This window comes from Halosegnis rubeus (genome assembly GCF_009184545.1).
GTDB lineage: Archaea > Halobacteriota > Halobacteria > Halobacteriales > Haloarculaceae > Halosegnis > Halosegnis rubeus.
In genome coordinates this window covers 104,966-126,285 of the sequence record NZ_QJOW01000001.1, presented here as the reverse complement: position 1 = coordinate 126,285, position 21,320 = coordinate 104,966, and the positions used below count along the sequence as shown (strand labels likewise).

At 65.7% G+C, this 21,320-nt stretch carries 24 protein-coding genes, 1 tRNA gene and 1 pseudogene; 8 read left to right on the top strand and 18 right to left on the bottom strand.

Going from position 1 to position 21,320, the window contains the following annotated elements; all coding sequences use genetic code 11:
• The first annotated feature begins 85 nt into the window (after window positions 1–85).
• Window positions 86–1,384 (top strand): malate synthase AceB, encoded by a 1,299-nt coding sequence (aceB, locus tag DMP03_RS00700; protein WP_152118824.1) that lies wholly within the window; start codon window positions 86–88, stop codon window positions 1,382–1,384.
• Window positions 1,385–1,424: 40 nt separating this feature from the next.
• Here aceB and DMP03_RS00695 read toward each other — a convergent pair whose 3' ends face one another.
• Window positions 1,425–1,727 (bottom strand): hypothetical protein, encoded by a 303-nt coding sequence (locus tag DMP03_RS00695; RefSeq protein WP_225870755.1) that lies wholly within the window; start codon window positions 1,725–1,727, stop codon window positions 1,425–1,427.
• A gap of 94 nt (window positions 1,728–1,821) precedes the next feature.
• On the opposite strand from DMP03_RS00695, the gene DMP03_RS00690 reads away from it, so the two are divergent.
• Window positions 1,822–2,301 (top strand): pyruvoyl-dependent arginine decarboxylase, encoded by a 480-nt coding sequence (locus tag DMP03_RS00690; RefSeq protein WP_152118823.1) that lies wholly within the window; start codon window positions 1,822–1,824, stop codon window positions 2,299–2,301.
• A 55-nt stretch (window positions 2,302–2,356) separates the two neighbouring features.
• On the top strand, window positions 2,357–2,680 hold the full coding sequence (locus DMP03_RS00685; protein ID WP_152118822.1) for a DUF5811 family protein: 324 nt from the start codon (window positions 2,357–2,359) through the stop codon (window positions 2,678–2,680).
• A gap of 1 nt (window position 2,681) precedes the next feature.
• Here DMP03_RS00685 and infB read toward each other — a convergent pair whose 3' ends face one another.
• Window positions 2,682–4,487 carry a translation initiation factor IF-2 gene (infB, locus tag DMP03_RS00680; protein WP_152118821.1) on the bottom strand — a complete coding sequence of 602 codons (1,806 nt, stop codon included), beginning with the start codon at window positions 4,485–4,487 and terminating at the stop codon, window positions 2,682–2,684.
• Window positions 4,488–4,541: 54 nt separating this feature from the next.
• Window positions 4,542–5,084, bottom strand: a complete 543-nt coding sequence (locus tag DMP03_RS00675) for a plastocyanin/azurin family copper-binding protein (protein WP_152118820.1) — start codon at window positions 5,082–5,084, stop codon at window positions 4,542–4,544.
• A 111-nt stretch (window positions 5,085–5,195) separates the two neighbouring features.
• Here DMP03_RS00675 and DMP03_RS00670 point away from each other — a divergent pair, with 111 nt between their 5' ends.
• On the top strand, window positions 5,196–5,432 hold the full coding sequence (locus DMP03_RS00670) for a PRC-barrel domain-containing protein (protein WP_152118819.1): 237 nt from the start codon (window positions 5,196–5,198) through the stop codon (window positions 5,430–5,432).
• Window positions 5,433–5,894: an NOB1 family endonuclease gene (locus tag DMP03_RS00665; protein ID WP_152118818.1), complete on the top strand. Its 462-nt coding sequence runs from the start codon at window positions 5,433–5,435 to the stop codon at window positions 5,892–5,894. It begins immediately after the preceding gene.
• On the opposite strand, the gene DMP03_RS00660 is transcribed toward DMP03_RS00665, so the two are convergent.
• Window positions 5,888–6,826 (bottom strand): lamin tail domain-containing protein, encoded by a 939-nt coding sequence (locus DMP03_RS00660; protein ID WP_152118817.1) that lies wholly within the window; start codon window positions 6,824–6,826, stop codon window positions 5,888–5,890. The two genes, DMP03_RS00665 and DMP03_RS00660, sit on opposite strands and share 7 nt — an antisense overlap.
• Before the next feature lie 118 nt (window positions 6,827–6,944).
• Here DMP03_RS00660 and DMP03_RS00655 point away from each other — a divergent pair, with 118 nt between their 5' ends.
• Window positions 6,945–7,685, top strand: coding sequence for a TMEM165/GDT1 family protein (locus DMP03_RS00655; protein ID WP_152118816.1), 741 nt, complete (start codon window positions 6,945–6,947; stop codon window positions 7,683–7,685).
• Window positions 7,686–7,828: 143 nt separating this feature from the next.
• Here the strand turns inward: DMP03_RS00655 and pan2 are convergent, their stop codons facing one another.
• Genes pan2 through DMP03_RS00615 form a run of 8 tightly spaced genes read right to left on the bottom strand, consistent with a single transcriptional unit; the run spans window position 7,829 to window position 16,216 of the window.
• Window positions 7,829–9,046, bottom strand: coding sequence for a proteasome-activating nucleotidase Pan2 (gene pan2 / locus DMP03_RS00650; protein ID WP_152118815.1), 1,218 nt, complete (start codon window positions 9,044–9,046; stop codon window positions 7,829–7,831).
• Between the two features lie 59 nt (window positions 9,047–9,105).
• Window positions 9,106–10,896: an oligoendopeptidase F gene (gene pepF, locus DMP03_RS00645; protein ID WP_152118814.1), complete on the bottom strand. Its 1,791-nt coding sequence runs from the start codon at window positions 10,894–10,896 to the stop codon at window positions 9,106–9,108.
• A 48-nt stretch (window positions 10,897–10,944) separates the two neighbouring features.
• Window positions 10,945–11,745: a tRNA pseudouridine(38-40) synthase TruA gene (gene truA / locus DMP03_RS00640; RefSeq protein WP_152118813.1), complete on the bottom strand. Its 801-nt coding sequence runs from the start codon at window positions 11,743–11,745 to the stop codon at window positions 10,945–10,947.
• Complete coding sequence (gene hisS, locus DMP03_RS00635; RefSeq protein ID WP_152118812.1) at window positions 11,746–13,020, bottom strand: histidine--tRNA ligase; 1,275 nt, start codon at window positions 13,018–13,020, stop codon at window positions 11,746–11,748.
• Window positions 13,021–13,065: 45 nt separating this feature from the next.
• Window positions 13,066–13,218 carry a CopG family transcriptional regulator gene (locus tag DMP03_RS00630; RefSeq protein WP_152118811.1) on the bottom strand — a complete coding sequence of 51 codons (153 nt, stop codon included), beginning with the start codon at window positions 13,216–13,218 and terminating at the stop codon, window positions 13,066–13,068.
• Window positions 13,219–13,275: 57 nt separating this feature from the next.
• On the bottom strand, window positions 13,276–14,028 hold the full coding sequence (locus DMP03_RS00625) for a CPBP family intramembrane glutamic endopeptidase (protein ID WP_152156120.1): 753 nt from the start codon (window positions 14,026–14,028) through the stop codon (window positions 13,276–13,278).
• Between the two features lie 31 nt (window positions 14,029–14,059).
• Window positions 14,060–15,346 carry a glucose-6-phosphate isomerase gene (locus DMP03_RS00620; protein WP_152118809.1) on the bottom strand — a complete coding sequence of 429 codons (1,287 nt, stop codon included), beginning with the start codon at window positions 15,344–15,346 and terminating at the stop codon, window positions 14,060–14,062.
• A 39-nt stretch (window positions 15,347–15,385) separates the two neighbouring features.
• A complete protein-coding gene (locus DMP03_RS00615) occupies window positions 15,386–16,216 on the bottom strand; it encodes an NAD+ synthase (protein WP_152118808.1) in 831 nt (276 codons plus the stop codon).
• A gap of 175 nt (window positions 16,217–16,391) precedes the next feature.
• Between DMP03_RS00615 and DMP03_RS00610 the strand changes: the two genes are divergently transcribed.
• Window positions 16,392–16,462, top strand: a tRNA-Gly gene (locus tag DMP03_RS00610).
• Between the two features lie 30 nt (window positions 16,463–16,492).
• Here DMP03_RS00610 and DMP03_RS00605 read toward each other — a convergent pair.
• From DMP03_RS00605 to DMP03_RS00590, 4 genes are read right to left on the bottom strand one after another with little or no spacing between them, the layout of a single operon-like run.
• Window positions 16,493–16,855, bottom strand: coding sequence for a cupin domain-containing protein (locus tag DMP03_RS00605; RefSeq protein ID WP_152118807.1), 363 nt, complete (start codon window positions 16,853–16,855; stop codon window positions 16,493–16,495).
• Between the two features lie 37 nt (window positions 16,856–16,892).
• The gene (locus DMP03_RS00600; RefSeq protein ID WP_152118806.1) at window positions 16,893–17,618 is read right to left on the bottom strand and encodes an Nmad3 family putative nucleotide modification protein; all 726 of its coding nucleotides are present in this window, start codon (window positions 17,616–17,618) and stop codon (window positions 16,893–16,895) included.
• Window positions 17,615–18,208, bottom strand: a complete 594-nt coding sequence (locus DMP03_RS00595; RefSeq protein ID WP_152118805.1) for a DUF7411 family protein — start codon at window positions 18,206–18,208, stop codon at window positions 17,615–17,617. The genes DMP03_RS00600 and DMP03_RS00595 overlap by 4 nt, the downstream gene beginning before the upstream one ends.
• Window positions 18,209–18,553, bottom strand: coding sequence for a DNA-binding protein (locus DMP03_RS00590; protein WP_152118804.1), 345 nt, complete (start codon window positions 18,551–18,553; stop codon window positions 18,209–18,211).
• 36 nt (window positions 18,554–18,589) lie between these two features.
• Here DMP03_RS00590 and DMP03_RS00585 point away from each other — a divergent pair.
• Window positions 18,590–19,495 (top strand): annotated as a pseudogene (locus DMP03_RS00585) (RNA-guided endonuclease InsQ/TnpB family protein); the annotation flags it as partial.
• Between the two features lies 1 nt (window position 19,496).
• Here the strand turns inward: DMP03_RS00585 and DMP03_RS00580 are convergent.
• Both DMP03_RS00580 and DMP03_RS00575 read right to left on the bottom strand, forming a co-directional pair.
• Window positions 19,497–19,952 (bottom strand): 30S ribosomal protein S19e, encoded by a 456-nt coding sequence (locus tag DMP03_RS00580; RefSeq protein WP_075937205.1) that lies wholly within the window; start codon window positions 19,950–19,952, stop codon window positions 19,497–19,499.
• An 88-nt stretch (window positions 19,953–20,040) separates the two neighbouring features.
• Window positions 20,041–21,066: a lysylphosphatidylglycerol synthase transmembrane domain-containing protein gene (locus DMP03_RS00575; RefSeq protein WP_152118803.1), complete on the bottom strand. Its 1,026-nt coding sequence runs from the start codon at window positions 21,064–21,066 to the stop codon at window positions 20,041–20,043.
• Between the last annotated feature and the right edge of the window lie 254 nt (window positions 21,067–21,320).

Genomic DNA, 21,320 nt, shown 5'->3' with positions numbered 1-21,320 from the left:
GAGGGCTGACGTGTTGTGGCCGACCCGCGTTGGCCGCATCCGTCGATTATTTGTGACGAGCGGGTACCAACTGAGACACCAACATATGCAACGACGACACACACGCAAGTTCGTTCGGACGTTCTTCACGACGCCGACGGCACTGGAAGGAGAAGAGGACTCGGCGAAGATGCTCAACCGTGCGGCAGACCTCCGCGGGATGGAGGCGCCGGACGTGTGGGTCCCAGACAACGAGGACGCCACGGCCCCGTCAATGCGCGACGAGGGCGCACAGAACATCATCGACGTGCTCGCCGAGAAGGGCGACGGGTTCCCGGGTGAGGTCCACCCGCGCGTCGTCTGGCACCGCGACAGCCCGACGACCCGCCATCAGGGATTCAAACACATGCTCGAAATCGCCGACCCGGACAACGGCGCTATCGACAATCTCGACGGCTTCGTCATTCCCGAAGTCGGCGGTATCGACGACTGGAAGAAGGCAGACGAGTTCTTCACCATCGTCGAACACGAGCACGACCTCGAAGAGGGGTCGCTCGCGATGTCCGTCATCATCGAGTCGGGCGCGGCCGAGCTGGCGATGCGCAAACTTCGCGACGAGATGGGCAAGCCGGACAACAACCTCGAACGCATGTTCCTGCTCGTGGACGGTGAGGTCGACTACACGAAGGATATGCGCGCGATTACCCCGACGGGCGGGCTGCCGGAGTGGCCGGAGCTCCGTCACAACACCTCCCGCGGCGCGAGCGCGGCCGGCTGTATCGCCGTGGACGGTCCCTACGACGACATTCGCGACGTGGACGGCTACAACGAGCGCATGACCGACAATCAGGCGAAGGGGATGCTCGGCATCTGGTCGCTCACGCCGGGACAGGTCGTGGAAGCGAACACGAATCCGCTCCCGCCGGCGACCGGGAGCTGGCTCCTCGACGCCGACGGCCGCGAGGTCGAACTCACCGAGGAGGACGGCGTCTTCGTCTACAACGGCGACCGCATCAGCCTCACCGAGGAGGGCGACGAGTACACCCTCGCGGTCGGGGGCGACGAGCAGACGCTCGATGAGGACGAACTCGTCGACGAACTGCTCGGTCTCACCTCCTACGTCCCGAGCATGGACGACATCGTCGACTCGATGGAGGAGTTCGAAGCGGCCCGCGACGCCGGCACCGGCGCAATCGCCATCACCCGCTCGGCGACGCTCGACATCGACGGCGTCGAGATGGACATCGCCACCGACCGAATGTGGGACGAGGCGACGTATCAGGCCGCGAAAACGCCGATTACGCTGTTCCAGGACGTGTACGAGCACCGTCCGGACCAGCACGACGACCTCGCGGAGCTGTACAGCGAGGACGTGGTCGAGCGAGCAGCGAGCGTCGGCAACTAAGGGCTACCCGACCCTTTCTCGTTTTATCGAAGTTTCGAGGTCAATCCGCGCCGATAGACTCGTCTGCGGCGAAAGAATCGAAGCCGCCGAGTCGGAACGGCCGCGAGTCGGTGCAGTCCTCGTGGGCGGCGGCGAGTTCACCGATGGCGAGGTCGAACCGGTGGGGGAACTCGTCATACGCGTCGGCCGATTCGAGCGCGTCGAGGAACTGCTCGGTCGTGAGGTCCTCGGCGTGCGTCTCGTGGAACTCGGTGACGTTGGCGGCCGCCGTCTCGGCGGTCGCTCGGTCAGCGCCGTACTGTTCGGTGAACACCGGCGTCAGGTCGGCTTCGAAGTCGCTCATACTTGCCGGTGGACGGCGAGGATGTAGGGGATTTCGGTCGCGGGAGGCTTCGCCGAATCGTAATCGGGATACCGACGACTCCCCCACGCTCGGTATGGAGCCGATTCGCGTCGTCTGGGGGACCGGACGTGCGGCGACGGAGATGGCTGCCTACGACGCGGCGCTTGCAGCGGCCGGCATCGAGAACTACAATCTCGTCGCCGTCTCGTCGGTGATTCCCGACGGCGCGACCGTCGAGGAAACCGACACCGCACCGGACCTCGGCCCGGTCGGGAACCGACTCACGGTCGTTCAAGCACACGAAACCGTCCCCGTCGGCGACCGCGACCCTGCCTGTGCCGGGCTGGCCTGGGCGACGACCGACTCGGGGAGGGGCCTGTTCTACGAGGCGTCGGGTCGCGACGAGAGCACGGTCCGGGGCGCGGTCACAGAAGGAATCACCAGCGGGCGCTCGCTGCGTGACTGGCCGTTCACCGGCCAAACACATCAGCTCGTCGTCGCCGACCCCGACGCCGAGGCGTACACCTCGGCTGTCGTCGTCGCCGTCTACGGCGAGAGCGAGCAAATCTTGTGAAACTATATCACGGAAAGCGGTGGGTTTTTGCGAGCAAGCCGGCTAGGGGAGTCGAATGCACAGTAACCACGACGAAACGACGGAACTGACGACGGACGAGCGCCGGCAGCTTCGCGCCGGTGGGACCGCCGTCGCCGCCCGGACGCGCGAACTCCTCTCGCGGGAGTTCGTCGTCGGCACGGAGTTGGTGGACAGCCACGACGGTGTCCAGGCCGCGGTCGCGGTCCAGCCGCCGAACGGCACCGTCGTCTCGGCCGGGTTCCAACTGTCTGAACTCGCCGAAGACGGCGGAACCGACGATATCGCACAACAGATTGCAGCGGGCGCGGCACTGGAGGCGATGTCGAATCCCTCGCGCCACCAGCCGACCGGTCAGTAGCCTACTTCCCCCAGAAGGGGTCGCGGTTGCGCTTCTTCTCCAGGTACATCTGGAGGGCCTCACGCTCGTCTGTCGGCAGTTCCTCGGTCACTTCCTGTTCGAGAATCTTCGCGTGCTTTTCCGGCAGTTGTGACCACAGCGTGTCGCCCTCGTTGATTTGCCGGCCGACGGTCGGACCGTCGATGGAGGCGGCGACGCGGTCGCCGGCGCGGGCCTCGTCTACGTCCTCGCCGTCGTCCTGTAAGGATTTGAGCTGACCGACGCGGACGGCCTCGCCGTCTTCCCACTTCTCGACGCGGGAGTTGCGCTTGAGCGTGCCGGCGAGCACCTCGACGCCGACGACGGCGGGGTTCGACTGCCGGAACGTGTGGTCTTGTAAAATCTGGAAGCGACACGGCCGGGCGATTTTGTCGAGCACCTGCTCTTGTTGGGCCTCCTCGATGTCGGTGACGAACGCCTCGTACTCCTCGATGAGCTGGTAGATGACGTCGTCCTCGAAGATGCGGACGCCGTCCTGTGTGGCCTGCGCTTCGGCGTCGGGCAACACGTCGAGGTTGAACGCGAGGATCACCTCGTTGGTCTCCTCATCGGCGGTAGAGGCGACGGCCACGTCACGCGGGGCCACGTCGCCGACCTCGGCGCGGACGATAGGAATCTCCTCTTCGGCCAGCGTGTTGGCGATCGCTTCGAGCGAGCCGAGCGTGTCGGCCTTCACGACGATGCCGTTCTCCTCGGTTTCGACGCTCAAATCCGAGAGTTCGGCCTCGACCTCGGCAATCACGTCGTCAACGTCGCGGTCGCGGACGACCCGGACCGGCGCGCCGGCCATCGCGTCGTCGAGGTCGGGCGCGGCGATCTTGATGCCGGTCGCGGCTGACACCGAGTCGACCTTCTCGAAGTGTTTCTCGGTGCGAATCTCCGCGAGCGGGCGCGGGTGGAGCAGCGCCCGCACGTCGGTCACGATGGGACTGTTCTTCCCTCCGACGACGATGGTGTCCTCGCCGGTGACGGTGCCGTCATACAGCACGATATCGATAGTCGTCCCGAACCCCTGTTCGTCCTTCACTTCGAGGACGGTCCCCGCCCCGGGACCGGTCACGTCGATAGACATGTCCTCTTTCAGATACCGCTGGGACAGCCCCATCATCACGGTGAGTAGGTCGGGAATCCCCTCGCCGGTCATCGCGGAGAGGGGCACGACGCCGATGTTCGACCGGAAGTCCTGGACCCGCCAGTACATATCAGCCGAGAAGCCGTTGTCAGACATCTGACCGATGACCTCGTACAGCTTCTCGTTGAGACGGTCCTCGGCGCGGTCCGACTGGTGGTCGAGCGACTGCTGAATCGGGAGACCTTCCTGTGGTTTCCACCCCGGAATCGTGTCGACCTTGTTGGCGGCGACGACGAACGGCGTCTGGGTCCGCTTGAGGATATCGAGCGCTTCGAGCGTCTGCGGCTGGAAGCCGTCGTTCACGTCCACGACGAGGATGGCGATATCGGCGAGTGCACCGCCCCGCGAGCGCAGCGTCGAGAAGGAGTGGTGGCCGGGCGTGTCGATAAAGAGGAGTCCCGGAAGGTCGAAGTCGTCGGGGTCGACGAGTTCACCCGCCATCTCCCCGATAGTGTCGAGCGGGACGGCCGTCGCGCCGATGTGCTGGGTGATTGCACCGGCTTCCCCCTCCTGCACTGCGGACCCACGCACCTTATCCAAGAGCGTGGTCTTCCCGTGGTCGACGTGGCCGAGGACGGCGACGATGGGCGTTCGCAGCCCCGTCGCGTTGGCCACTGTGGCGTCAGAATCAGACATGAGACGTTCTTAGGTACGCTCGCCGCCGCCGACAGATAACTCTTTCAGAACGCGCTACTCGACGGTGAACGAGCCGACCATATCCGCGGTCTCGTGTGGGTCACAGTGGTATTCGTACGTTCCGGTCGTCTCGAAGGTGTGCGTGTAAGTCGTCCCCGACGGGTACACGTCGCCGTCGCGACCGTCCCACTCAGCGCCGGATGGGACCGACCCCGGCGAGACGTTGTGGCCCGACTCGTCCCACACCCAGCGGACGGTGTCGCCGGCCGCAATCGTGAACGATGCCGGGCTGAACTGGAGATTCCCGTCAGGTGCAACGGTCACGGTCTGTGGAACGTCTGTCGCTGTCGCGGTCTGGGTTGCGGTCGACGTGTCTTCGTCCCCGTAGCCGCCGTAGCCACCGCCACTGCCGTCACCGGTCGTGTCGGTGGCCGTTGGCGTCGCCGTTTGGGTCGGCGTCTCGGTCGCTGTTGCGGTCTCTGTTGCCGTCTCGGTCGCTGTCTCGGTCGCCGTATCGGCAGGCTCGTCGCTGCTACAGCCGGCGAGTGCGAGGAGTCCAACCGGTGCGATTCGTGTGAGAAACCTGCGGCGCTGCATACGTGCTATTGGTGCTCCTGCGTCATACATCTACTGCAGGGTGGATCTCTGTGGCTGACGCGCGTCCGACGCCCCCCTGTCGTTTATGTACTGGCGTGCATACGGAGAGATATGACGGAGATACTCGCGGAGAACCTCTCGGACAAGCGCGTCGTCGGAAGCGACGGCTCCGAAATCGGCACGCTGTACAACGTCACGATGAGCTTCAAGAACGGCTCGCTCCAGCATCTCCTCGTCGACCCCCTAGAGGGCGTCGGCTCCGGCCACCGCGTCAACGACCGCGGGCGCATCGAGATTCCCGTCTCCAACGTGCAGGCAGTCAAAGACCACATCGTCGTCGCCCGCTAGATGCGCGTACTCGACGCTTCAGCGTTCATCGACGACTACACCACCGACGACGAGATGGTGACGGTCCCGGCCGTGCGCGAGGAGCTCACCGACGACGCCTCCGGATATCGGTTCGACGCCCTCGAAGGCGCTGGAATGCGGCTCCACGTCCCCGGCGAGGGACCACAGACACAGGTGGAGCGGGCCGCCCGCACCACCGGCGATTTCACCGAGATATCGGACGTGGACCGCCGGCTGCTCGCGGCCGCGTTCGAACTGGACGCCGTCCTCGTCACCGACGACTACGCGATGCAAAACGTCGCCAACGAACTCGACGTGACGACGGAAAGCGTCTCGAAGGAGGGCATCGAAGAGCGACGCGACTGGGACTACCAGTGTCAGGGCTGTGGCCGCGTGTACGGCACGCACCGCGAACGGTGTGAGATCTGCGGAAGCGACCTCGAACGGAAGAACCCTCAGTAGTTCGCCTCGGCAACGACGGTGCCGTTTTCGGCGGTGACGGTCACCGTGTCGCCGCCGTTGTTCCAGATTGCACCCGATGCCTCCCAGTAGCGGTGCCCTCCGCGGTCGTCACCGCTCCCTGTGTGGAGTCGCACCGACGCACCGGGCGCGAGCGTCAGGCTCTCGAAGGTGTGCTCGTGGTCGGCCGCGTCGGCGACCGTCCAGCCGTCGAGCACGAGCGGGTCGCCGCCGGTGTTCGTGAAATCGACGTACTCGTCGTTCAGGTTCTCGTTGTCGTTGCCGGCCGCGTCGGCGTGCACCTCGATAGCGAGTGGTCCGTCGTTCGCCGCGTCAGTCTCTCCCCCCTCGCTTGCACAGGTCCACAGTCCGGTCGCTCGCGTCATCGCCTGTGACTCGGCGGCGTAGAACTCACCGCCCCGCGAGAAGTCGGAGTCGTAGACCCGGGCGTAGCCGTTGGCGACCAGCCCGTAGTTGACGTTCCGCCCGTCGTGGACTACGTAGACGAGCAGCCGGTCGTAGTAGCCCCGCGTCTCGAGGGACTCATCGAACGCGAGCCGGACGGTTTCGCCGTCGAGGCGACTCATCCGGTCGCTCGCGCGTTCACCCCACCGACGGAGACAGTCGCGGCCGACCTGCGTCTCGGGGATTCCCTCGAACTCCGCCGGGTCGTTCTCGCTGTACACCTCGGGCGTGTCGACACCGACGAGTCTGAGCGTATCTTCCGTCCCGTTGTCGTACACGATATCGAGCGTATCGCCGTCCACGACCCGGGTGACGGTGACCGTCAGAGAGGTGTCCGGCAGCGTGGGCGTCGCTGTCGTCGTCGCGTCGGGCGGCGGCGTCGACCCGACAGACTCCGTCGGTGCGTCACTCACCGGCGTCCCGACGCAGCCGGCCAGCAGGACGAGACAGACCACGGCGAACCGTCGCATACACGACGCCACGGCGACGATGGGTATAACATCTCCCGGTATCCCAGCGGTTTAGTAATTAGACGTATCTAACCTTTCGTAGTGGAATGGTGAACTCGCTTCGGGAGGTGTGGGTATCGTGACGCCGTGGGTAGAGGTCGCTATCGTCGCGTTCATCGCCCAGTTGACGGTGTTGCCCGGGGAGAAGGTGCAGTTCATTATCGCGGGGCTGTCGACGCGGTTCCACCCGCTGATGGTGGTCGCCGCCGCGGGAGCAGCCTTCGCAGGCTGGACTGCACTCGAAGTCCACCTCGGCAGCGCGTTACAGACGGCAGTTCCGGGCTACTATCTCGACGCGGCGACGGGGCTGTTGTTCCTCGGCTTCGCGCTGGCGCTATTCCGGAGCGCACCCTCCCCCGGAAGCGACCCCGACGCGATGAGCCGCGGGACGGACACGACCACAGCGGTAGACAGCGACCGGGCGAACCTCACTGACGGCGGCGACCTCGACGTGCGCGTCCCGGTCGTCGGCTGGCGCGTGCCGAACCTGTTTGGCGGCTTTCTCCCCATCTTCGCGCTGATGGCGGTCGGCGAGTTCGGCGACAAGACGCAGCTCGTCACCATCGGACTCGCGACCCAGTACGCCCACGGCACGGCCATCTGGGTCGGCGAGATGGCGGCCATCATCCCGGTGAGTCTGGTCAACGCGTTCGTCTTCTACCGATTCAGCCACCGGTTCAACGCCAGAAAGGCCCACTTCGCCGGCGCGATTCTGTTCGCCTTCTTCGGCGTCGACACGCTGCAGTCGCTCGTGACTGACGTCTCCGTCTGGGAGACCGTCGTGAACACGGTCTCGACTGCTGTCACCACCGCCCTGTAGCATCCGCTCGCGGAGCGAGCGGTTCACCGTCGCGAACGGAGTGAGCGACGGCTGTGTGTTTTTGATGCAGATTTTTGAACTGAGTGGCTCCCCGCAGGCGCGGCTCCGCCGCGCCGAGGAAGCCCGAAGTTCAAAAAGGTGCGTTAGTGGAAGGCGATCGGCGTGCCGGGGGAGTCGTCGCGGTCGATCTTCTCCAGCGCCTCCTCGAAGTCTTCCGTGTGGACCTCGGTTCGCTCGTCGCGAATCGCGAACATGCCGGCCTCGGTACACAGCGACTCCAGCTCCGCGCCGGAGAAGCCCTCGGTCTTGCCCGCGAGGTCGGCGAAGTCGACCTCGTCGGCGAGGTTCATGTCGCGAGTGTGGATGGCGAGAATCTTCTCGCGCCCCTCGACGGTCGGCTCCGGCACCTCGATGAGGCGGTCGAAGCGGCCCGGTCGGAGGATGGCGCGGTCGAGCATGTCGAAACGGTTGGTCGCGGCGATGATCGAGATGTCACCGCGAGCCTCGAAGCCGTCCATCTCCGATAGGAGCTGCATCATCGTGCGCTGGACCTCCGCATCGCCCGACGTCTTCGACTCCGTGCGCTTGGAGGCGATGGCGTCGATCTCGTCGATGAAGATGATGGCGGGTTCGTTCTCGGCGGCGAGTTCGAACAGGTCGCGCACGAGCCGTGCGCCCTCGCCGATGAACTTCTGGACCAGCTCGGAGCCGGCCATCTTGATGAACGTGGCGTCGGTCTCGTTGGCGACGGCCTTCGCGAGCATCGTCTTGCCCGTTCCCGGTGGCCCGTGGAGCAGGACGCCAGTGGGCGGCTCGATGCCGACCTCGACGAACTGTTCGGGGTTAGTGAGCGGGTCCTCGACGGCCTCGCGCACCTCCTGGACCTGCTCGTCGATGCCGCCGATATCGCCGTACTCGGCGGTCGGCTGCTCGGTGACCTGCATCGCCTGTGCGCGGGCGTCGGTCTCGTCGTCGAGCACGCGCTGGATGGTGAACGAGTCGTTGATTGCGACGCGGTCGCCGGCCTCCAGCGTCTCGGAGAGCCGCGGCGAGAGATTGGTCAAGACCTCCTGGTTGTTGCCGTGCTGCTTGAGGACGACCTCGTCGTCGTTGACCTCCTCGACGGTCGCGATGTACAGCGAGGACGTCTTCAGCGTCTCGTTCTCGCGCTGTAGCTGTTCGACCTCACCGCGGAGGTCGTCCTGTTGGCTCCGGGCGTCTTCGAGTTGGGTGGCGAGCTGGTCGTGAACGCCCATGATGTCGGCGAAGTGCTCGCGCAAGGCGGCGAGCCGCTCCTCTCGCGACATCTCGGGGTCTAAGTCCAGCGTTGGTCGTTCGGGAAGCGATGGACTGCGAGACATTTCCTGAAGATAGGTGCGAGACGTAAATGTGTCTTTGGGTCTCCGAGCTGGCGGCGGCGTCAGGACAGCTGTTCGAACTCGGCGACGTAGCCGTCGTACGCCTCGATTGCCGACTCGACGACCTCGGGCGAGCGCATATCGACGCCCGCACCGGCAAGCAACTCAAGCGGGTACTCCCGCGAGCCGAGCCGCAGGAAGTCGAGGTAATCTCGTGCCGCCGGCTCGCCTTCCTCGAGGATGCGGTCGACGATGGCGTTGGCCGCCGAGATACCGGTCGCGTACTGGTAGACGTAGTAGTTGTAGTAGAAGTGCGGGATGCGCATCCACTCGCGCTCGATGTGGTCGTCTACGTTGGCGTTCGCGTAGAACTCCCGCTTGAGGTCGCCGTACATCTCGTCCATCGCGTCGGGCGTGAGCGCGCCGCCCTCCTCCACGACGTTGTGAATCTGGTGTTCGAAGTCCGCAAACAGAGTCTGGCGGAACAGCGTCGACCGGAACCGTTCGAGATACTCATCGAGGACGTGTCGCCGGAGCGTCTCGTCCTCGACGGTGTCGAGCAGGTAGTGGGTGAGCAGTGCCTCGTTGACGGTGCTTGCGACCTCGGCCACGAAGATCTCGTAGTTGGAGTAGACGTACGGCTGTTCCTCGCTCGTCAGCTCGGAGTGCATCGAGTGGCCGAGTTCGTGTGCGAGCGTGAACATCGAGGTGGCGTCGTCCTGATAGTTCATCAGGATGTACGGCTGGCTGTCGTAGGTGCCACCGGAGTAGGCCCCCGACCGCTTCCCCTTGTTCTCGTACACGTCGACCCACCGCGAGTCGAGTCCCTCGGCCAGTCGCGACTGGTACTCCTCGCCGAGTGGAGCGACGGCCTCGATGATCCACTCCTTCGCCTGTTCGTACGGGACTTCGGGCGGCTCCTCGTCGGTCAGCGGCGTGTAGAGGTCGTACATCTCCAGCGTGTCGACGCCCAAGCGGTCGCGCTTCAGGTCGACGTGGCGCTGGAGCACGTCGACGTTGTCCCGGACCGTCTCGACGAGGTTATCGTAGACGGCCGGCGGAACGTTCGTCCCATCGAGGGCGGCCTCGCGGGCCGTCTCGTAGTTGCGGGCGCGGGCGGTCTTCACGTCGGCCGTGACGCTGTTCTTCAGCGAGGAGCCGACCGTGTTTCGGAACGCTCCCCACTCGCCCATATACCCCTCGTAGACGCGCTGTCGGAACGCGCGGTCCTCGTCCTTGAGGTGGGTGGTGAAGTTGGACTGGGTGATCTCGATCTCGTCGCCGTCGGGTCCCTCGACGACCGGGAACGACATATCCGCGTTCGCCAGCATGCCGTAGATGTCAGAAGGTGCGCCAGTCACCTCCGAGAGGTCGGCGAGCACCTCCTCGACCTCCGGCGAGCGCGTGTGCGGCTTCATCCGGAGCACGTCGTCGAGATAATGGTCGTACTGGTCGAGTGCCGGCTCGCTCTCCACGAACGCGTCCAGCTCCTTGCGGGAGGCGCGTTGCAGTTCCGGCTCGATGAACGACGCCGCGCTGGAGGCGTCACTCGCAAGCGACTGTGCGCGGGCCTTCAGGGCCTGATGCTCCTGATTCCGGGTGTCCTCGTCCGACCGCATCCGGGCGTAGGACGTGACGTTCGCGACGGTTCGCATCAGCTCCTCGCGCAGTTCCAGCACGTCGAGCAAGGTCTCGGCGTCCTCGGTGACCCGCCCCTCGTAGGCGCTCAGCTCGTCGAGCCGAGACTCGACCGTCTCGTAGGCCTCCTCCCACTCCGCGTCCGAGACGAACATCTCCTCTAGTGCCCACGTGAACTCCTCGTCGATATCGCCGCGTTCTGGGACTGAACTCATCGGCAGAAATTGCGCCCGCGAGTCGCCTAAACCCACCGGTACGCGAACTCAGTCGGTGCGGGTGAGCCGGTCCGCGACGCGGGCACCGGTCTGTCGTTCGACCCGTCGACGCCCGAACACCGACGCCAGCGACGCGACCGCCTGCTCGTCGCGCTCGAACCGAACCGGGTGGGCGACCGAATCGAGCACGAGCGGTTCGGGCGGGGCCGCGCCGAAGCTGTCGGCTCCGGTCACCGGCTCGGAGCCGAGCACGCGGCCGACGAATTCGGGGTCGCGCTCACCGCTCGCGACCCACTCGACCAGCCGGACCGCCCGCCGGACGAACGACCGTGGGAACCCGCCCGCCTCGAAGGTACACACCAGGAACTCGCCGTCGCGCTCGAACCCGGTCCGGAGGTCGCGTTCCGTGCCGGTCTCGTCGGGCGTGAGGTTGTGGAAGTCGTGACTGCCGGCAAGGCGGTCGAGCGCATCTTGGACACGGCTATCGGCAGCGTCGGGCGCGTGGAGGAAGTAGCGGTACCGGCGCGACCGGGCGTCGTACTGGGCGTGGAACGTCTCGGCCACGTCGGCGCTGGCCCACGCCCGCACGTCGGCCGGGAGTTCGCTGTTGAGCGCGACGGGCGAGAGCCACTCCGGGCAGTCGAGTGAGACGGTCTGTGCGCGGGCGGAGACGCCGGCGTCGGTCCGGCCCGCCGCCGCGTAGCCGTCCGGCGGGACCTGCGGGTCGGGGGTCACACCGAGTGCGGCAAGCGCCCGAAACAGGTCGTTCTCGACGGTTTCCGCGTGAGGCTGGCGCTGGAAGCCCCGGTAGGCGGTCCCGTCGTACGCTACCCGGAACGCGCGGCGCATCTACTCGGGAAACTCGGAGACAGGGACCGTCTCCTGGTCGCCCGTCTCCATGTCGCGCAACGTGTAGTTGCCGTCCGCGAGGTCGTTCTCGCCGACGATGACGACCGTCTCTGCGTTGATGGAGTCGGCGTAGCCGAGCTGGGCACCGAAGCTCCGGTCGGAGATGTCGGTCTCGACGACGTACCCCTGTGCTCGAAGCTCGCGGGTAACACTCGCCGCCTTGGATTCGGTGTCGCCCACCTGCAGGACGTAGTAGTCGGTCGAGAGCGACTCGTCGGGGGCGACGCCGGCGCGTTCGAGCAAGAGTGGAAGCGTCGCGTAGCCGGGCGCGAACCCGACCGCCGGCGTCGGCTCGCCGCCGAAGGACTCGATGAGGTCGTCGTAGCGCCCGCCGCCGAAGACGGAGCGTGACACCTCACCGGTCGCGTCGAAACACTCGAAGACGACGCCCGTGTAGTAGTCGAAGCCGCGGGCGGTTTCGAGCGACAGCTCACAGTACTCGCTCGCGCCGAACTCCGCGACCGCATCGAGGACGGCGACGAGATTGTCGATGGCCTCGTGTGCCTCCTCGGTGCCGGCGAAGTCGGCGAGGGCATCGAGCGTGTCGACGGTCGTCGCGGAGAGCCGCTCGTCGAAGGTCGCGGCCTGCTCGTAGCTCAGGCCCGCGTTCACGAGGAGGTCGTGATACTCGTTCTCGTCGAGCTTGTCGCTCTTGTCGACGGCGCGGACGGCCTCGGGCACGTCCACGTCGGCGTCGAAGCTCCGGAGCACGGCCCCGAGGATGTCGCGGTGTGAGACGCGGAACTCGAAGTCGTCGGCGTCGAGACCCAAGTCAACGAGGAGCTGTGCACCGAGCGCGATGACCTCGGCGTCGGCACGGGGGTCGTCCGTCCCGAAGATGTCGATGTTGGTCTGGTAGAACTCGCGGAATCGGCCCTGCTGGACCTGCTCGTACCGCCAGAACGGGCGCGTCGAGAACCACTTGATCGGCTTCGACAGCTCCTGCTGTTTGGCCGCGACCATGCGGGCGACGGTCGGGGTCAGCTCCGGCGTGAGGGTGACGTGGCGGTCACCTTTGTCCTCGAAGGCGTACAGCTCCTCGACGATGTCCTCGCCGGACTTGTCGGTCCACATCTCGGCGCGTTCGAGGTGGGGACTCGCCGTCTCGCGGAAGCCGTAGCGGCGACACGCCGCCTCGACGGTATCGATGATCTCGCGGCGAGCGGCCATCTCCTCGGGGTAGAAGTCGCGAAAGCCCTTCAGCCGGTCGTACATACGCGTCGGTTCCGCGGGCGGGCGTAAACGTCCTACGGTCGGGTGTCAGGGTTCGACGCGCCGGCCGTCCTCCAGCTCTTCGAGACCGAGCTCGACGAGCTGGTCGAGTACCTCACTCTCCGTCAGTCCGTACTCGCGAGCGAGGGCTCGTATCTCACGCGCGGTCGACTGGGAGGCCAGATACTCGAATCGCTCCATACCATGACAGTAATACACACGGTAATAAGTGTCAGTCAGACAGCCGTCAGCCGCCCGTCAGGGAGCGGTGGCGGCGGCGTACTGTGAGAGGAACGTGATGCAGTTGTACACCGCGTGGACGAAGACGACGACGAGGAGGTTCTCGCTGCGCTCGTAGAGCCACCCGAGCACGAGGCTCAACACGAACAGCTGAGCGAAGTACGGGAGCGCACGTCCGAGCGGCGTTGCGACGAGGTTGCCGACGTGGCCGAGGGTGAACACGACCGACGCGAGCACAATCGCCGCGATCGGCGGGTACGCGTCCTTCAACCGGCCTTGGATAACTCCCCGGGCGAGCAGCTCCTCGCCGGGCGCGACAAACAGGATGGTGAAGGGAATCAGATACAGGGCGGTGTCGGGTTGCCGCTCAATGACGCCCGGCAGCGTCGTCTCCGGCAGCTGCACGTCGAACTGGGTGTACAGCGCGCTGAGCACTAACACGACGGCGAGCAGTCCGAACACGCCAAACACGGCCAGTTTCACGTCGTTGCGCGTCGGGAGACGAACGTTGATGATGTCGAATCTGTCCTGTAGCTTCAAGAAGAGCAGCGAGGTGAGTCCGAAGCCGACCCCCTGGAGACCGACGGTCTGGAGCGCGTAGAGTCGCCAGTCGTCCTGAGTGAGGACGACGCCCACGCCCTGTAGCAGTCCCAGCGCGAGCACGGACGCGACGATGCCGACGAGGAAGGCGACAATCGCGAGCAACAGCCCGGTCCCGACCGCGCGGAGCCGCTGTATGGGTGACTCCGTCCCTGACGTATCGTGTGACACACCCGCGATAGCAGCCGCGGGAGGTTACCTCTTACTCAATCAGGTAGTTGTGTTTATTTCGCACGGCTGCGGCCTCGGCCGTCTCCTCGCCGCCGAGTAGCCCGCGTGCGGCGTTCTTCCCCCACTCGACTGCCGGCTGGGTGAACGTCTCGACGCCCATCAGCTCGCCGGCCATGATACAGGCGGCCTCGAACGAGACGAGCAGGTCACCGATGCCGCGTTCGTCCACGCGGTCGAGTTCGACGCGGATCGAGGGTTTGTCGGCGGCCGCGAGACTCGCCTCCGTCGCCTCGAACTCCGCATCAAGAAGGTCGCCGAGCGTCGCGTCGCCAAGGTAGGCGAGTCCCTCCACGTCGACGGCCGGAATTTCCCTGTCGTCGCGGGCGGTCGGGTGGACGAGCGTGACCATCGTGTCGTGGCGACCCGCGCGGTACAGTTGGAGTTGGGAGTGTTGGTCCGTCGCGCCGAGCGCGCGAGCGGGCGTCTGGCCCTGTCCGTCCTTTCCGAGCGACTCGGCCCACAACTGGGCGAACCACTCGGCGAAGGGTTCCAGCGCCTCGGCGTAGGGCATGAATGCGTTGGTGTGGACGCCGCGGCGCTCGAGCGCGACCGCGAGCGCGCCATACGCGTAGGCGGGACAGTCGTCGATGCTCCCGGTGAGGGAATCGCGCGCCTCGCGTCCACCGTCGAGGACGGCCTCGATGTCGTAGCCGAGGATGGCCGGCGCGACGAGACCGACAGCAGAGAGCGCAGAGAAGCGACCCGGCACGCCGTCCGGGACGGCGAGCTTCGGAAGCTCTTCTTCGGCAGCGAGGTCGGCGAGCGGGCCGGACTCGCCCGTCGTGACGACCGTGCGCTCGGTCCAGTCGACGCCGGCGGCCTCGTAGGCGTCCCGGACGACGAGGAAGTTCGCCAGCGTCTCGGCGGTCGTACCGGACTTCGAGACGACGTTGATAGCCGTCGAGTCGAAATCGAGGGCGTCGAGCAGGCGATTCGTCGCCTCGGGGTCGACGTTGTCGAGGAGGCAGTGATTTGCCTCGCCGAGCGCGGCGGTGATGGTCTTCGCGCCGAGGGCGGAGCCGCCGATGCCGACCGTGAGCACGGCGTCGGCGTCGATGGGGTCGACGGCGCGCTCGATGCCGGTAGCGCTCGTCGTCTCGGGGAGGTTCAGACTCGCGTAGCCGAAACGGGCGTTGGACATGCCCGCCGCGATAGTTTCGTGAGCGTCGGCCACCGCGTCGTCGAGGCGGTCGAGCGCGTCGGTCGAGACGCCGGGCGTGGCGGCGCTATCGAGGGCGTTCCCGATATCCAGTTGCATACGCGAACGCCCGACGGCCGGAGAGATAGGCGTTCGGTCTCAGCGGTGGAGCGTGGCCGGCGCGGGCGGCATCGACCGCTTGTGCGCGCTCTGTTCCACGAGGTCGACGACGCGGTCTATCGCGGATTCGGGGACACCGAGCGACTCGGTGGTCGCCGATTTGGAGAAGGGACCGTCGACGTGGAGCGCGAGAACCGCGTCGAGCGTGTCGTAGTCGAGACCCATCTCCTCCTCGTCGGTCTGGCCCTCCCACATCTCGGCACTCGGAGCCTTCTCCACGAGGTCGTCGGCGACGCCCATGTGGGAGGCGAGCTGGCGCACCTGTCGCTTGTAGAGGTTGCCGATTGGATTGCAGTCGACGGCCTGGTCGCCGTACTTCGTGAAGTAGCCGGTCATCGCCTCCGAACGGTTTCCGGTGCCGAGGACGACGCCCGACTCGGCGTTGGCGACGAAGTAGTTGAGGACCGCCCGGGTGCGAACGCGGACGTTACCCGCGGCCATTTGGTCGTCGACGCCCTCGGGATACGCCTCGAAGAAGGCGTCCACGATGGGGTTGATGTCGAGCACGTCGTACTCGATTTCGAGCCACTGGGCGACGCGTTCGGCGTCGCTCATGTTCTGGTCGGTGTTCACGTCCGAGGGCATCACCAGCCCGTGGACGGAGTCGGCACCGAGCGCTTCGACGGCGAGCGTGGCCGTGAGCGTCGAGTCGATGCCCCCCGACAGGCCGATGACCGCGCCGTCAGCGCCGGCGTCGTCGACGACCGCTTGGATGAAGCTCGTGATGTGGTCGCGCTGTGCGTCGAGTTCCTCGGCCGAAAGGTCGAGCGTAATCGCGTTCCCCTCCACCAACGGCACTGACTGTGACATGAAAGTGTATACGGGAGCGAGCGACAAATAGGTGCTGTGGGCGGCCCATTCGTGGACACGCGTGGAGTTCTGTGGAAACGCTACGTTCAAGTAGAGCGGTCGGGTACTCGTGAGTGATTCGGGAGTGCCGCTGGTGAGCGGGCGACGCTCGCGAGTCCCGGTGTGACCGAAGAGAGTGCCGTTGGTCCAGTGGTAGGACATTAGCTTCCCAAGCTAATAGCCCGGGTTCAATTCCCGGACGGCACATGGTCTCGAACGCTCGCAAGCGGTGACTCTCTATTCGATCCGCTTCTCTTCTCGAACGGTCTTTTCGCTCTCGACGTTCCCCGTGTTGAGCGTGTCTGCCGGCTCGAACAGCACGATTCGACACTCTTCGTCTGCGACCGGCTGGTGGTCGATTCCGGCGGGGACGACGTGGAACTGGCCGGGCGTGAGCGTCACGTCCTCGCGTTCGCGGAACCGAATCGTTAGCTCGCCCTCGTGGACGAAAAACAGCTCGTCGGCCTCCTCGTGGTGGTGCCAGTCGAACGCCCCCTCGATGCGGGCGAGCTTGACGTGTTGGTCGTTCAGTTCGCCGGCGACGTGTGGGTCCCAGTAGGAGTCGATTTGCTCGTAGGCTTCGTTCAGGTCGACGACCATACCGGAGGTAGCGCGCGGACGGGTACGGATGTGTCGGTCACAGCCACGGGGCGAACTCGCGGGAGTCGATGACCGACAGCAGGCGGTCGGTCGCGTCAGCGTCGTACCGGAGCGGGCGTCGCCACCACGGTCCCTTCCCGGAGTCTGCTGATAGTTCCGTGACGAGGGCATTCGCGTCGACACCGCCGGAGGGAGCCGACAGCGGGACCGCGCGGTCGAACAGCCCCGACGCCTCGTCACCGGCGAGGAGAACGGCCGCGTCCATCTCCGCGCGCTTGACGTGGGCGTTGTTGGCGAAGACGGCCCGCTCCGACTCGGGAATCGTCTCCCAGTCGGTGACGGGATCGCGAGCGAGTCGAAGCCCGCCGACGAGATACGCACCCCACGACGAGGGGTGCCAGTCGGGGCGGTCGTCAGCCGTGTCACTCGCGGTGTCGAGCGTGGCGTAGAAGAGCGCCCAGTCGCCCGCGGCGAGGTCAGAGAGCGGGCGCGCCTTCACGCCGTGCGGGTCGCCGTAGGTGTGGTGGTCACACTCGGGGTAGCCGGCGAACTCGGGGTCGAGATGGACGGACATGTCCCGGATCTCGTCGGGGATCGTCATCCGAAGGTCGGAGGCGAGATCGCCGTACGTCGGGACGGGCTCGCGTGTCGGTTCTGTCTCGGGAATCGGCAGGAAGTCGAACGTGCCGTCGGCATAGACGGGTGCGCGGATGCCCGGTTGGTTCGTGTTTGCGCCGACGTTGACTGCGACGGCGCGCGTCACGCCCGCCGCCCGGTGACGCGAGTCTGCATGTGTTCGGGAAAGACCTCCTCGACGGCCTCGTCGCCGCCGGCCTCGCGGACGAGTTCGCGGAGCTCACCCTCGTAATCGCCCTTTTCGAGGTCGGCGGCGGGGGCCTCCTCGACTTCGAGCGTCTCCTCGGCAAGTCGGTCGACGGCGCGGCGACCGAAGCCGGCGAGCGGCGAGAGGTAGTCGATGTCGTGGCGTTCTTCCAGCGACTGTGCCCACGCGCGGGAGACGCTCGGAACGCGGTCGTCGCGCCGAGTGCCGTCGGCGACGGCGTCGTACCCGTCCCCGGCGACGGCATCGAGCGCGCGTTCGTGGAGCATCTGGATGCCGTTGCGCTGAAAGCCGTCCTCGCGGAGTTGGGCGACCACCTCGTCGCCGACCTCGGCGTCGAGTTCGCGCTCGGCGAACGGAAATCCGAGCGCGTCGGCAGTCGCCTCGGCATGGGTGGCCGCATCGCCGACGCCGAAGCCGACGTGGACGAGTGTCACGTCGTAGAACTCACCGAGTAAGAGCGCGGCGAGCGACGAGTCCTTGCCTCCCGAGAACAGCACGCCGGCGTCCATCTACCGGCGTTTGATGTTGAACTCCTGCTTGTCGGGCTGGAGCTCCGAGAGCAGCGACTTCATCTGCTCGTCGTCGATTTTGCCGTTCACGCGACCGGACCGCGACAGCGCGACGACCTGCTGTTCGACCTGCTCTGCGAACTCGGGTTTCGACATCTTCACCGAGTTGAGTCGCTGGCGGGCGCTGTCGGTGAGCGTCTTCCGCAGTGCGGCCTTCTTCTGGGCTTCGGCCTGCTGGCGCTGTTGTTCGCGCGCCTCGCTTGCACCCTCGCCCTGCTTTTGCTCTTTCAGCTGTTCGAGCCGTTCCTGTCGAAGTTCATCAATCTCGTCGTCGTCCTGACTCATACCAGCGTGTACTTGCGCGCGATGAAAAACGGTTTCGCCGCGTTAGAGTTCGACAAGAAGAACGGTCAGACTGTACTCTCGCTGTCGAAACTTACGGATATACCGATTGAGTGCCACCGAGACATCCCAGATGAGGAGACTGTCAAGGAAGTCACGATCAAGAAAGAGCCGACTGGAGAGCGGTACGCCTCCTTCGCCGTTGACGACAAGGATGAACCTTCCAAACCGTCGCTTGAAGATGTTGACGCCGACGACATGGTTGGCATCGACGTGGGGATTCTGAAGTATGCCCACGACACTGACGGCACAGCAGTTGGTTCACTTGATCTCTCGGACGAACGCGACAGACTTGAACGAGAGCAACGGAAGCTCTCACGCAAAGAGCATGGGTCGAACAACTGGGAGAAGCAACGTCAGCATGTCGCTGAGTGCCACCAGCAAATCAAGCGCAAGCGGCGTGATTTCCTACACAAACTCTCGAACTACTACGCTCAGGAGTACGAGCTAGTCGCGGTCGAAGACCTCAACGTGAAAGGGATGATAGAATCGCCGCGTAACAGCCGCAACACGGCATCAGCGGCGTGGAATACGTTCACCGACCTACTCGAATACAAGTGCAAACGCGAGGGCGCGCACTTCGTGGAGATTGACCCTGACGGCACTACCAAAGAGTGCGCTCAGTGTGGCGTCAAAACCGAGAAACCGCTGTGGGTACGTGAACACTCCTGTCCTGCCTGTGGTTTTGAGGCTGACAGGGACGCAAACGCGGCGTGGAACGTTCTTTCTCGCGGACTCACCGACCTAGGAGTGGGTCACTCCGAATTAACGCCTGTGGAGACTGCGCTCCCTGTGGACACTGCGGTTGTGTCTGCAAAGCGCGTCGTGGAAACAGGAAGCCCCTGCCTCAAGGAGCCGCCAACGGCGGCGAGTAGGCAGGGGTAGTTCACACGTAGCGTTCGAGCTCCGGGCGGTCGAGGTCTTCGATGACCTCGGTGGCGGTCTCATCGAGCAGTTGCTTGCCGTCGCCGGTGACCTCGCGGCCGCGCTTCTCGTTCGTGTTGATGTAGCCAGCGTCGTCGAGCTGCTGGAGCAGCGTCCGGATGACGTTCTTCGAGCCGTCAGTCTTGCGGTTCGGGCGGACGCGGTAGCGGGTCGACCCCTGCTTTTTGTCGCCGTAGGCGGTGGAGAGTCGCTCGACGCCGACGGGTCCGTCGACGGCAACCTTCCGGAGGAGCGATGCGCCACGCAGCGCCCAGAAGTTCTCCTGCTGTGGGGGGAGTTCCTTCGCCACGCCGGTCTTGGTGAACTCGGCCCAGTCGGGCCGGTCGAGTTCGTCTTCGAGCTTGGCGGCGGTCGCCTCGATGAGCTCCTCGGTCGGAGCGTCGTAGAGTGTTGCCATTAGGTTCTGTTCCCGTCGGGATTGTTTAACTCTGACGTTAGACGGGAGTCAGAGCCGAGCGAAGCGAGGCTGTGACTCCGACACGGGGTCACGAGCCGGCGGCGAAGGTGTCGGAGCCGAGGACGCCGGCGATACCCCCGCCGACGACGGTCGGGAGGACGTAGGTGGCGGTGCGGTGGATGATGACGGCGGCGGCGGCGGCCCCGTTCGGGACACCAAGCGCGACGAGCAGCGTGATAAGCACGGCCTCGACGCCGCCGAGTCCACCCGGAAGCGGGGTTGCACCAGCGATTGCACCGACGGGGACGACGACGAGTGCGACGGGGTACGCGACTGTCTGGCCCAGCGCGAACAGCGAGAGCCACAGCGAGGTGGCCAAACAGAGCCAGCCGAGGAGCGCGAACCCGAAGGTGAGCGCCAGCCCGCGGCGGTTCCCGCTCACGCGCTCGATGGCGTGGAAGAACCCCTCGACGCGGGAGCGGATCGCGTCGGCGGTCGGGGGCGACCGTCGCGGAACCACGCGACCGACGAGGCTCGCGACCGGAGTGGCGACTCGCACGGCAGCCGCCTCGACGCGGTAGCGGTAGTTCCACCCAACGACGGCGAGGACGGGGACGGCGATAGCGAGGGCCGCGACGGCGTAGGAGGCAAACTGGAGCCGCGACCCGAACGAGACTTGCGTGGAGAAGTACACGATACCGACGGACGCGAGCCCGATGGAGGGAACGAAGTTGATCGAGTCGACGGAGGCGATGGCCGCCAGTCCGGTCTCGTACTCGGTGCCGGCGCTTCGGGAGATGAACAGCGCGGCGACGGGTTCACCGCCCGCCTGTCCGAACGGCGTGACGTTGTTGGCGAACGTCGCGGCGGCGAAGACGAGGATGGCGACGTGTGCGCGGATGGAGCTTCCCAGCCCCGAGAGGACGGTCCACAGCGCGAGTCCCCACGCGGAGAGCCAGCAGACGGCGACGGCGAAGACGGCAGCGAGCACCGTCGGGTCGGCACGGCGGATGGCGTCTGCCACGTCCATCGGCCCGACGGCCCACAGCAGGCCCGCGAGGACGACACCCGCCAGCGCGAAGCCGACGACCGACGCCCGCAGGTCGATATCCATGGCCGTCGGTTCACGGGCCGGCCGTTTAGCTGTTTGCAGACGCTAAGCCCCCACCCTCAACGAGCACCGCAGTCCGCGCCAGCGGACAAGGAGCGCAGTAGGGTGGAGATACAGCGTCCCCAGAAATCTTTGATTTCTGGTGTGCGAACGAGACGCGTCTCGTCTCGTCAACGCCGTCATCGTTGTTCGTACACTGTACGACTGCAAGCCTACAGGCCCACCGCAATCCCCCAATGCATTTATTACGTCCTACG